Source organism: Luteimonas sp. MC1782 (assembly GCF_014164605.1).
GTDB lineage: Bacteria > Pseudomonadota > Gammaproteobacteria > Xanthomonadales > Xanthomonadaceae > Luteimonas.
In genome coordinates this window covers 1,150,815-1,162,729 of the sequence record NZ_JACJFT010000001.1, presented here as the reverse complement: position 1 = coordinate 1,162,729, position 11,915 = coordinate 1,150,815, and the positions used below count along the sequence as shown (strand labels likewise).

Annotated in this window: 8 protein-coding genes and 1 pseudogene; 3 read left to right on the top strand and 6 right to left on the bottom strand. The window is 71.0% G+C overall.

What is annotated here, in order from left to right; all coding sequences use genetic code 11:
- The first annotated feature begins 329 nt into the window (after positions 1 to 329).
- Complete coding sequence (locus H5368_RS05455; protein WP_182822125.1) at positions 330 to 899, top strand: alpha-ketoglutarate-dependent dioxygenase AlkB; 570 nt, start codon at positions 330 to 332, stop codon at positions 897 to 899.
- Complete coding sequence (locus tag H5368_RS05450; protein ID WP_182822122.1) at positions 899 to 1,453, top strand: GIY-YIG nuclease family protein; 555 nt, start codon at positions 899 to 901, stop codon at positions 1,451 to 1,453. Before H5368_RS05455 ends, H5368_RS05450 begins: the two co-directional genes overlap by 1 nt.
- Positions 1,454 to 1,465: 12 nt before the next feature.
- Here the strand turns inward: H5368_RS05450 and H5368_RS13595 are convergent, their stop codons facing one another.
- Positions 1,466 to 3,325, bottom strand: a complete 1,860-nt coding sequence (locus tag H5368_RS13595; RefSeq protein WP_182822119.1) for an FUSC family protein — start codon at positions 3,323 to 3,325, stop codon at positions 1,466 to 1,468.
- 179 nt (positions 3,326 to 3,504) lie between these two features.
- On the opposite strand from H5368_RS13595, the gene H5368_RS05440 reads away from it, so the two are divergent.
- Positions 3,505 to 4,011 (top strand): hypothetical protein, encoded by a 507-nt coding sequence (locus H5368_RS05440; RefSeq protein WP_182822116.1) that lies wholly within the window; start codon positions 3,505 to 3,507, stop codon positions 4,009 to 4,011.
- A 27-nt stretch (positions 4,012 to 4,038) separates the two neighbouring features.
- Here the strand turns inward: H5368_RS05440 and H5368_RS05435 are convergent, their stop codons facing one another.
- The 5 genes and pseudogenes from H5368_RS05435 to gcvP form a co-directional block, all read right to left on the bottom strand.
- A complete protein-coding gene (locus H5368_RS05435; RefSeq protein WP_182822099.1) occupies positions 4,039 to 4,371 on the bottom strand; it encodes a thioredoxin family protein in 333 nt (110 codons plus the stop codon).
- Positions 4,372 to 4,373: 2 nt separating this feature from the next.
- Positions 4,374 to 6,454, bottom strand: a pseudogene (locus H5368_RS05430) (catalase).
- A gap of 171 nt (positions 6,455 to 6,625) precedes the next feature.
- A complete protein-coding gene (egtD, locus tag H5368_RS05425; RefSeq protein WP_255486459.1) occupies positions 6,626 to 7,648 on the bottom strand; it encodes an L-histidine N(alpha)-methyltransferase in 1,023 nt (340 codons plus the stop codon).
- Complete coding sequence (gene egtB, locus H5368_RS05420) at positions 7,606 to 8,916, bottom strand: ergothioneine biosynthesis protein EgtB (RefSeq protein ID WP_182822097.1); 1,311 nt, start codon at positions 8,914 to 8,916, stop codon at positions 7,606 to 7,608. The genes egtD and egtB overlap by 43 nt, the downstream gene beginning before the upstream one ends.
- 90 nt (positions 8,917 to 9,006) lie before the next feature.
- Positions 9,007 to 11,904: an aminomethyl-transferring glycine dehydrogenase gene (gene gcvP, locus H5368_RS05415; protein WP_182822095.1), complete on the bottom strand. Its 2,898-nt coding sequence runs from the start codon at positions 11,902 to 11,904 to the stop codon at positions 9,007 to 9,009.
- Positions 11,905 to 11,915: the final 11 nt, after the last annotated feature.

Sequence of the window (11,915 nt, the reverse complement as noted above, 5' to 3'; positions counted from 1 at the left end):
GGCCGGCTGCGTACCCGGACACCCTCCGCTGCCACCGGCGCTGCGGCTTGGGGGAAAGCGTCGCGCTGGCCGGCTTTTCCTGGCGGCTGCCAGAAGCGCGCCATGGCGGGTTGGTGGGTGCGCAGTGGGCATAAAGATCACCCGCCACGGTCTGCCACCAGGAAACACCCCACGATCACAGAGGCGGGGGTCAGCCCACGGAGTACCCACCAACCCGACAGCCCGCCAGCCTCCGGCTCTGAGCCCCCCAGCCAGCGAGCAATCACGCCACCCGGAACCTGGACTGCCGCGTCACGCTTGGTGAGACGATCCACCTGCATGCTCGGCGCATGGGCCTGTTCGCCTCTCCCCCGCAGGTACTGGTTGACGACGCCGAAGGCGGCATCCGCTACTGGCCGGACTTCGTGCCCCCGGATCTCGCCGATGCCTGGTTCGAAGCCCTGCAGCGCGAGGCCGACTGGCACAGCGAGCGCCGCCCGATGTACGACCGCATCGTCGACGTCCCGCGGCTGCTCGCCTCCTACCGCACCGACGCCTTGCCGCCGGTGTTGCCGCTGGCGGAGATCCTTGCGCGCGTCGAGGCCGAGGTGCCGGCGCCGTATACCGGCGTGGGCCTCAACCTCTACCGCGACGGCAATGACAGCGTCGCGATGCACAACGACAAGCTGCACACCCTGGTGCCCTCGCACCCGATCGCCCTGGTGTCGCTGGGAGACCCGCGGCGCATGCGCATCCGCGCCAAGGCGGGCCGGCGCGAAGGACTCACCGTGGAGCTCCACCACGGCAGCTTGCTGGCGATGAGCCACGCATCGCAGGTGAGCCACGAGCACGGCATCCCCAAGACGGCGCGTCCGGTGGGGGCGCGCATCAGCGTGGTGTTTCGCGTGAGGCCGCGCTGATGGCCAGCCGCTGCCACCTGTATGTGTTTCCCTGCCACTGGGAGGACCAGTGCAAGCTTGGATTTTCTCGCGATCCCCTTGCCCGCCTGCGGCAGTTGCACCGGCGCTGGTTCGAGTTCTTCGATCTCGACCGCGGCTGGCTGGTCGAGACCGAGACCGTGCGTGACGCGCGCGACCTGGAGCTGGCATTGCGCCGGCGACTCGTCGACCACAACGCGGCGGCGCCCCTGACCGCGCGGCACCAGGCGGGTGGTCATACCGAGTGGTACCGCGGCGCGGGCGCGCAGCTGGACGTGGCGGTGGCCGCGCTGGCCGCGGACGGCTTCACGGTGCATGCCTTGCGCCCGTGGTTGCGCGAGGCGCTGATCGCACGCAGCGACCAGCTGCACGACTGGGCCGCCGCACAGCTGTCGGTGGACGAACTTGATGGCCTCACCGGATCCACGCCGGCACAGGCGCAGGCCCGGGACGTGCTGGATGCCTACACGGCGCTCGGGATCGATGTCACGCCGCTGCTGCCGGCGCAGGTCGAGCGCTGGTACCGGCGCGGCTGACGTCGCGCGCCGTCAGAGTGCCGCGGCCGGTGCGGACGGCGTGGCCTGCCGGGCCATGCACGCGCGGACGCCCTGCACCTCGGCCTCGAGCACATGCGGCAGCGGTGGCAGTGCCGGCGTGGCGTGGCCTGCGGTCGCAGCGCCCGCGAGCGTGGCGAGCGCGGCACGCAGCCGTGCTTCGCCACCGCCATCGAACATCGCGGCGGCCGACTCGGCGGCCGCTGCCCCACCCAGCCGCTCCAGCGCCCAGCACGCCGACAGCGCGCGGTAGGCGAGGCGCTCGGTGGCGGCCACCGTCGGCCAGGCCTCGTCGGCGGCACGGCGCTGGAGTCGCGAGCTTGCCAGGCCCTGCTCGTGCGCGCGCACCACGGCAAAGCTGGCCTGCAGCACCTGGTCGCGCGCCCGGCGTGCCGCGGGCGTGGTGACCGCACCGCTGGCGAGGATCGGGATCAACGCTTCTATCGCGCGCAGCACGGCGGCGACGCGCGCGGGGATGGCGGTGCTGGCGGCCTGCGGCGGCAGCACGCGGAACACGGCCAGGGCGACCGCGCAGCCGGCCAGGGTGTCCACGCCGCGGGCCAGCAGGTAGCTGTCGATGGCCTCCACGGGGCGGCCGCCGCTGGCGATGGTGAGTGCCGCTGCTGTGATGAACACCACCGCCAGCGCGTAGTTGCGCATCACCACCATCTCGATGGTGAACTGCAGCGCCATCACCGCCAGCACCAGCCAGAGTCCCTGCGGGTTCAGCCAGAGCAGAACGCCGGCGAGCAGGAGGCCGATCCAGGTGCCCAGCAGGCGCTCGAGGCTGCGCTGCAGCATGCGCAGCCAGTCGAAGCCCTGATGGAGCATCAGCACCGCGGCCGCCACTGCCCAGTAGGCACGCTCGAAGGCGAACCACGCGCCCAGCGTGCCGGCGACCACCGCCGCAATGCCGACGCGCAGCACGATGCGCTGCGCGTCCGAGCCGGGTGCCAGTGCCTCGCGGAGCCGCGACGACGCGCGCGGATGGCCGAGCGGCACGGCGTCGTGCGCGGTCACCTCCACGGCGTCCAGGCCTGCCATGGCGTCCCGCAGTGCGCTGGTGCGCACCATCAGGTCCGTGTCGGGGGCCTGCCCGCGACTGGCGGCCCCCATCGCTTCGGCGAAGCACAGGTGCAGTTCGCGGTTGACGGTGCGCAGCCGCCCGAGCGTGGCGCTGCCGCGCGCCTGGACGGGCTGCTGGTCGACCAGCACCGACCACGCGTTCTGCAGCACGAAGGCGGCCTGCTGCCGCGCCGAGGACTCGCCGGGCGTGCCGATGCCGGCCAGGTACGCGGCCACCGCCTTGCCTGCCGCGGCCACCGCCTTGCGCTCCGGCCCGCGGAAATCGAACAGCGCGCCCGACATGTGCACCACCCAGGCGAACAGCCCGCCGCTGCCCACCAGCAGCCCGGCAGTGAGCGGCGTCAGGTGCCCGGCGGGCATGGACGTCGCCGCGGCGCAGGCCAGCGCGAACATGTAGGCGCCGGGCGGGCCGATGCGCAGCGCGTTGCCGATCCAGGTGGCGGCCATCGCCACCAGCGCCACCACCGCGACCACAGGCGCGATGTCGGGTGCCGCCCACAGACCGAGGCAGGTCGCGAGCGCGAACGCCACGGCGATCGACGCCAGCTGCGCGGCACGGTGCAGGTAGGCACGACCGGCGCCGTACAGCGCGGTGAATCCGCCGATCGAGGCCATGAGGCCCGCGGATGTGTCGCCTGCAATCCAGCCGACCAGGATCGGCGCGCCCATGCAGCCGGCCGCACGCAGGGCGAAGCGCACGCGGTCGGGCGGCGCCGGTCGGATTTCGGACATGCCGCGCAGCAGGCTGGCAAGAATGGGCGCGGCCACGGCCTCGGGTTCCAGGAAGACGTTCCATTCTAGGCATCCGCGTTGCGAAGCAACCTGGCGCATGCGCGGATTGCGACGTGGCGACGCCATGCGCGATGATCGGGTCAACCAACCGACGGAGTGGATGCGATGAAGCAGGCATCAACGCAGCAGCGGGGCCGGTCCTGATGGCGCTGGAAATGATTCCGGTCTGGAAGCAGGTCACGCCGGCGCTGGCGTCGGAACTGATCGCGTTCTGGGCGCGCAACAACGCGATCCCGGACCCGACCAAGGCCGCCGAGCGCGCCACCCAGGCGGTGCTGGTGGGCCGCGACGGGGACGGCGGGATCTGGAGCGTCGGCACCGCGGTGCTTGGCATCGTGCCGTCGTTCGGCCAGCCCACCTACCTGTACCGGCAGTTCTTCGCGCCCTCGCACCGCGGCATGAAGCTGACCATGCCGTTCCTGGTGCGTGCGCGCGACACGCTCGAGGCGTACAACGCGTCGCTGCCGCAGCCGGAATCGGTGGGCGTGATGATCGAACTGCAGAACGATGCGATGAGCGTCCGTTACCAGGATATGTACGAGGCGGAGCCGGGCGCGCATTTCATCGGCTGGTCGCCGCGCGGCAGGCAACTGCGCATGCTGTACTTCAAGGACGCGAGGATCATGGTGCAGCCGCAGGTGGCGCACATCCGCAACGCTTGAGCGAGGGCCGCCCGCCGCCCGCCGCCTTCAGGCCGGCGGGTCCAGCAGTTCGACTGCGCGGTCCACTTCTGCGCGCGTCGACGGACGCACCACGCGCGCGACCTCCTCGCCGTCGCGCAGCAGCACCAGCGTCGGCCACAGCTTGATGCGGAACGAGCGGCCGAGAGGGCGACCGCTGCCGTCCTCGACCTTGATGTGGCGCAGGTCCCGATGCGCGGCGAGCGCGGCTTCGATCGCCGGCTGCGCCCCCTGGCAGAACCCGCACCAGTCGGTGCCGAACTCGAGGACCGTCGCGCCGGGAAGCGCGTCGACCTCCTCGCGGGTCATGGCCTCGGGCGCGTAGCCGGCGACGTAGGCCATGCTCAGGCCAGGGTCCGCACTTTCGGCTCGCGCGCCCATTGCCGCGTGCTGGCGGCATCGATGAACCCCTTGCTGTCGGCGGCGTCCACGGTGCCGGCATCCTTGCCGACGTTGCCGGCCTTCAGCAACGGCGCCGCGCCGGCATCCGAAGCGATCGCCTGAGGTGCACCCAGGCGTTGGCGACGAAGTCGACGGCGGCGGATTCCTTCGCGAGCTTCCTGCCGGCGTCGGCGGACAGCAGCACGGCGACGGCGTCGAACAGCTGCGACGGCGTGCCGGCAAGCTGGCCGTCGGCCGGCTGTTTCGTGCCGTCGGAGAGCACCGCGCCGCCGAGCTTGGGCGCGATGATCGTGACCGTGGCGCCGGCGGATTCCGCGGCCTTGCGCAGCGCCTTCAACGCCGCGCCATCGCTGCCGTCATCGATGAGGATGCCGACGGCGCGGTGCTGCAGGGTGTGCTTCATGCGGCCGATGATGCGCACCTCCGGCGCCGGAGGCATGTCGCGCGGCGGCACCGCGGCGTCCGGCGCGGGTGGAAGCGTGTCGAGTCCCATCCCGTCGGCCACGCGCTGCGCCAGCGATTCATCGATGTGGCGCAGGTGGCCGACCATGCGCTCGCGCACCTTGGGCGTCTCCACCTTGGACAGTTCGAACACCAGTGCCGACGCCAGGTGTGCCTGCTCCGGCGCCTCGAGGCTGCGGAAGAACATCCGCGCCTGGCTGTAGTGGTCGGCGAAGCTTTCCGCGCGGATGCGGCCCTTGGCGCCGTCATCGGGCGGCGTGGCGTGGCTGCGGAACCCGGCCTGCATATCGGCGCGCGGGCTGTCGTCCTGCAGCGAGCTGGGCTCGTAGTTCACGCGGCCCTTGTGCACCTGCATCTGCATGTGGCCGTCGCGCTGGTGGTTGGCGAACGGGCACTTGGGCTGGTTGACGGGGATCTGGTGGAAGTTCGGCCCGCCAAGGCGGATCAGCTGGGTGTCGAGGTAGGAGAACAGCCGGCCCTGCAGCAGCGGGTCGTTGCTGAAGTCGATGCCGGGCACGATGTTGGTCGGGCAGAACGCCACCTGTTCGGTCTCGGCGAAGAAGTTGTCCGGCCAGCGGTCGAGCACCATGCGGCCGACGATCTGCACCGGCACCAGGGCCTCGGGGATGATCTTGGTGGGGTCGAGGTGGTCGAACGGGAACGCCTCGGCTTCGGCTTCGGTGAACAGCTGCACGCCGAACTCCCATTCGGGATGGTTGCCGGCGGTGATGTTCTCGAACAGGTCGCGGCGGTGGTAGTCGTTGTCGGCGGCCTGCAGCTTCAGCGCCTCGTCCCACACGGTCGACTGGATGCCGAGCTTCGGCCGCCAGTGGAACTTGACGAACGTGCTGTTGCCGGCCTCGTCGAGCAGGCGGAAGCTGTGTACGCCGAAGCCTTCGATGGTGCGCAGCGAACGCGGGATGGTGCGGTCGCTCATCGCCCACATGATCATGTGCATCGATTCCGGCGTGAGCGTGATGAAGTCCCAGAACGTGTCGTGCGCGCTGGCCGCCTGCGGGAAGGCGCGGTCTGGCTCCATCTTCACCGAGTGCACCACGTCGGGGAACTTCATCGCGTCCTGGATGAAGAACACCGGGATGTTGTTGCCGACCAGGTCGAAGTTGCCTTCCGATGTGTAGAACTTGACCGCGAAACCGCGCACGTCGCGCGGCGTGTCGACCGAGCCGGCGCCGCCGGCCACGGTGGAGAAGCGGGTGAACACCGGCGTGCGCGTGCCGACCTCGGTGAACAGCTTCGCGCGGCTGTACTTCGCGAGCGATTCCGTCAGTTCGAAGTAGCCGTGTGCGGCGGAACCACGCGCGTGCACGATGCGCTCGGGAATGCGCTCATGGTCGAAGTGGGTGATCTTCTCGCGCAGGATGAAGTCTTCCAGCAGCGTCGGGCCCTTGGGCGTCGCGCGCAGCGAATTCTGGTTGTCGGCAATCACCAGCCCCTGGTTGGTGGTGAGCTGCGGACGCGGGCCCCCGGCCTGCTGCTGCAGTTCGTCGCCGTGGCCGCGCGGAGCGTCGGCATCGGGATCGGCGCCGGCGCGGCGGCCGATGCTGCCGGCCGGCTTGGGGTCCGGCGCCTTGGGCGCGGTCGGGGGCTGCCTGCCGGGGGGCGTGGCGGTCGGCGTCTTGGGTCTGGCCATGGGGCGTTCCGGGGGCGGGTAGGACTGCCATGGTCTGCCCCGGGATGTAAAGCCGATGTGGGGATCGCGGGCCGTGCGCGATTACGGAGCAGGGTCCGGCGCCACGCCGCGGCGCAGGAGCCGCAGGCCGAACCAGTCGAGCGGGTCGTTCCAGCGTTCGACGACGCGCAAGCCGGCCTCGCGGACCAGCGCATCGAAGCGTGCGTCGCTGTACTTCTGGCTCTGCTCGACGTGCATCTGCTCGCCGGCCGCGAACGCGAAGCGCTGGCCGTCCACGGTGACCGCCTGCGCGCGCAGGCTTTCCAGCGTCGTCATGATGCGGCCTTCGTCGCGCAGGTAGCGCGCGCGATGCGCAAACCCGTCGGGCGCGAAGTCGCTGCCGATGTCGCGGTTGAGGCGCGCCAGCAGGTTGAGGGTGAACGCGGCGGTCACCCCGGCCGCGTCGTTGTACGCGGCTTCGATCACGGCCGGATCCTTCTCCAGGTCGATGCCGACCAGGGCGCCGCCACGCTCGCCCATGGTGTCGCGCATCGCCGCGAGCAGGCGCACGGACTCGGCGCGGTCGAAGTTGCCGAGCGTCGAGCCGGGGAAGAACACCAGCGCATGATCGGCCGCGCGCGACGGCGCGGGCAGCGGTACCGGGCAGGTGAAGTCGGCCAGCACCGGCAACACCTCGACATCGCCGAACTCGCGGTCCAGGCGGTCGGCGCTGGCGGTGAGCGCCGAGCGCGAGATCTCGATCGGCGTGTAGGCGACCGGATCGTCGAGCGCATCCAGCAGCAGGCGCGTCTTGCGGCCGCTGCCGCTGCCGTACTCGACCACGTGCGCGCGCGGGCCGACCGCGGCGGCGATCTGCGCGCCGCGTGCCTCCAGCAGGGCCAGTTCAATGCGCGTGGGGTAGTACTCGGGCTGGCGGGTGATGGCCTCGAACAGCTCCGACCCGCGCCGGTCGTAGAAATACTTCGAGGGCAGCCGCTTCGGCGTCGCCGACAGCCCGCGCAGCACGTCGCCGGTGATGTCGTCGGGCGTGGGATGCAGGTCGGTGATCGGCAGGTCGCTGTTCACGCGCGGTCCCTCGCCAGGCGCACGCCGCTGAACTGCCAGCGCGCGGAGGGCGCGAAGAAATTGCGATAGCTGGCGCGGGCGTGGTCTCGCGGCGTGGCGCAACTGCCGCCGCGCAGTACCAGCTGTCCGCTCATGAACTTGCCGTTGTACTCGCCCAGCGTGCCGGGCAGCGGACGGAAGCCGGGGTAGGGCGCATAGGCGCTCGACGTCCATTCCCAGGTGCCGCCGAACAGGCCATGTGGGTCGTTGCCGGCGGCGGCCTGCGCGCGCGGCTGGAAAATGCCCCCATCGGCGAAGTCGCCTTCTACGGGGCGGCCGGCAGCGGCCAGCTCCCATTCGGCTTCGGTGGGCAGGCGAGCCCCCGCCCAGCGGGCGAACGCGTCCGCCTCGTAATGCGACAGGTGGCAGGCCGGTGCATGCGGATCGCGTTCGCGCCAGCCGGCGAGCGTGAACTCGCGCACCCCGTCGGCGTGCCAGTACAGCGGGCGCTGCCAGCCTTCGCGCGCGGCCAGGTCCCAGCCGTCGCTGAGCCACAGCGTGGGCGTGGCGTAGCCGGCGTCGTCCACGAACGCGGCGAATTCGGCGTTGGTCGCCGCCCGGCTGGCCAGCGCGTGCGCGGGCACCAGCGCGCGGTGGCGCGGTGTTTCGTTGTCGAAGGCGAAGGCGCCGCCCGGCCACGGCGCGGCGCCTAGCTCGGTGAGCGTTTCATCGCGCGCAAGCCAGCGCAGCCCCGGTTCCGCCGCAGCGGGTGCGCCGGGCACGGACGCGTCGGCATCGGGGGGGTGGTAGGCGGGGGCCAGCGGATTGCTCCAGAACGCGTGCTTGATGTCGGTCAGCAGCAGCTCCTGGTGCTGCTGTTCGTGGTGCGTGCCGAGCAGCAGCACGTCGCGCGCGCCGGCATCCAGGCCACCGGCATCCAGCAGGGCCAGGACACGGTCATCGACCGCGTCGCGCCACGCCAGCACCTCGGCCAGCGTGGGGCGCGACACCAGCCCCCGGCTGGCGCGCGGATGGCGTTCGCCTGCGCCGACGTAGTAGCTGTTGAACAGGTAGTCCCAGCCCGCGGGAATGGGCGGCTCGCCAAGCCTGCCCAGCACGAAGCGTGCGAAGAACCAGGTGGTGTGGGCGAGGTGCCATTTGGCCGGGCTGGCGTCGGCCATGCACTGCAGCTGCGCGTCCTCGGCCGAAAGCGGTGCGGCCAGCGCGCGCGTGCGCGCGCGGACCGTGGCGAAACGCGCGCGGAGGTCCGGCGTGGTGCCATCAATGGCGGCCGGCGGAGCTGCGATGGATGCCTGGAGGGAGGGCATGCGCGCAGCCTAGCGCCACACATGTGAAGCGTGGTGTATGGCCGCGTGTCCCGGACGCCGCGGCGGCAGGACCGCCGCGGCCGTCCGGCGTCACACCACGTCGGGCTCGCTGAACGCCTCCGGCTCGTCTTCCGCCGAACCGATCGGGATGCAGCTGCAGAACACGTTCTTGTCGCCGTGCACGTTGTCCACGCGCGCCACCGGCGGCCAGTATTTCTGCTGGCGCAGGCTGGGCAGCGGGAACACCGCCAGCTCGCGCGGATAGGCGTGCGTCCACTCGCTGGCGCTGGCCTGGGCGGCGGTGTGCGGCGCGTTGAGCAGGGGATTGTCCTCGCGGTCCAGCGTGCCGTTCTCGATCGCGCGGATCTCGTCGCGGATCTGGATCATCGCGTCGATGAAGCGGTCGAGCTCGTGCATCGACTCGCTCTCGGTGGGCTCGACCATCAGCGTGCCCGAGACCGGGAAGCTCAGCGTGGGCGCGTGGAAGCCGAAGTCGATCAGCCGCTTGGCCACGTCCTCGGCGCCGATGCCGGTGGCGTCCTTGAGCGGGCGCAGGTCGAGGATGCACTCGTGCGCCACCAGGCCGTTGCGGCCGGTGTACAGGGTGGGGTAGTGCGGCTCCAGCCGCTTGGCCACGTAGTTGGCATTGAGCAGCGCGACCTGGGTGGCGCGGCGCAGGCCGTCGGCGCCCATCATCGCGATGTACATCCAGCTGATCGGCAGGATGGAGGCCGAGCCATGCGTGGCGGCGGAGACCATGCCGCCGATCGCCGTGGCGCCGGCATCCGCGTTGAACGCGCGCGGCAGGAACGGGGCAAGGTGCGACTTCACCGCGCAGGGGCCGACACCGGGGCCACCGCCGCCGTGCGGGATGCAGAAGGTCTTGTGCAGGTTGAGGTGCGAGACGTCCGAGCCCCACTTGCCGGGCCTGGCCACGCCGACCAGCGCGTTCATGTTGGCGCCGTCGGTGTACACCTGGCCGCCGTGCCGGTGCACGATCTCGCAGATCTCGACCACGTCCTCCTCGAACACGCCGTGCGTGGACGGGTAGGTGATCATGATCGCGGCCAGGCGGTCGGAGTACTTTTCGGCCTTGGCGCGGATGTCGTCGACGTCGACGTTGCCGTCCTTGTCGCAGCGCGTCACGACCACGGTCATGCCGACCATCTGCGCCGACGCCGGGTTGGTGCCGTGCGCGGATTCCGGGATCAGGCAGATGTCACGGTGGCCCTCGCCGCGCGACTGCTGGTACGCGCGGATCGCCAGCAGCCCGGCGAACTCGCCCTGCGCGCCGGAGTTGGGCTGGAAGCTGACCGCGTCGTAGCCGGTGATCTCCACCAGCATCGCTTCCAGGCCGGTGATCAGCTCGTCGTAGCCCTGGGTCTGCTCGGCCGGCGCCAGCGGGTGGATGTCGGCGAACTCCGGCCAGGTGATCGGGATCATCTCGGCGGTGGCGTTGAGCTTCATGGTGCAGGAGCCCAGCGGGATCATGGTGCGATCCATCGCCAGGTCCTTGTCGGCCAGCGCGCGCATGTAGCGCAGCATCTCGTGCTCGCTGTGGTGGGTGTTGAACACCGGGTGCGCCATGAACGCGGTGTCGCGCGCGAGACCCGCGGGCAGGGCGTCGGCGGTGGCGGCGTCGAGCGCATCGATGTCGTCGACCGTCGCGCCAAACAGCGCGGCCAGCGCGGCCACGTCTTCGCGGGTGGTGGTCTCGTCGAGGCTGATGCCGACGCTGCCGGCATCGAGCGCGCGCAGGTTGATGCGCGCCTCGCGGGCGCGGTCGTGCACGGCCGCGGCATCGATGCCGCTGACATGCAGGGTGTCGAAGAATTCCCCGCCGACGGTGGCGCCGGCACCACGCAGCACGTCGGCCAGGATCGCGGCCAGGCGGTGCACGCGGCGGGCGATGCGGGTCAGGCCTTCGGGGCCGTGGTAGACGGCGTACATCGAGGCCATCACCGCCAGCAGCACCTGCGCGGTGCAGATGTTCGAGGTCGCCTTCTCGCGGCGGATGTGCTGCTCGCGGGTCTGCAGGGTGAGGCGGTAGGCGGGATTGCCTTCGGCGTCCACCGACACGCCGATCAGGCGGCCGGGCATGGAGCGCTTGAACGCGTCGCGGCACGCCATGTAGCCGGCATGCGGGCCGCCGAAGCCGAAGGGCACGCCGAAGCGCTGGCTGTTGCCGACCACGATGTCGGCGCCCCAGGTGCCGGGCGCGGCGATCAGGGTCAACGCCAGCAGGTCGGCCGCCACCGCCACCACGCCGTTGCGCGCGTGCACGGCGTCGGCCACCGCGCGGTGGTCGCCGATGCGGCCGAAGGTGTCGGGGTACTGCAGCAGCACGCCATAGCTGTCGACGGTGGCGGCGTCGGCATCGTCACCGACGTGGAGCTCGATGCCGAGGCCGTCGGCGCGCGTGCGCAGCACTTCCAGCGTCTGCGGGTGCACGTGCGTCGACACGAAGAACACGTTCGACTTCGACTTCGACATCCGCTTGGCCAGCGTCATCGCCTCGGCGGCGGCGGTGGCCTCGTCGAGCAGCGAGGCGTTGGCGATCTCCATCCCGGTCAGGTCGGCGAGCATGGTCTGGAAGTTGATCAGCGCTTCCATGCGGCCCTGCGAGATCTCCGCCTGGTAGGGCGTGTACGCCGTGTACCAGGCCGGGTTTTCCAGGATGTTGCGCAGGATGACGTTCGGCGTGTGCGTGCCGTAGTAGCCCTGGCCGATGAAGCTGCGGAACACCTGGTTGCGATCGGCGATGGCGCGGATGCGCGCCAGCGCGTCGACCTCGGTCATCGATGGCGACAGCGCCAGGCCCTGCCCGGAGCGGATCGAGCCCGGCACGATGGCGTCGGTCAGCGACTCCAGCGAGGCATGGCCGACCACGCGCAGCATCTGCGCGACCTCGGCGTCGTTGGGGCCGATGTGGCGCGACACGAACGCGTCGTGGTGCTCGAGCGAGCGCAGGGAGTTGTCTGGGGTCATGGCGGGCCTCT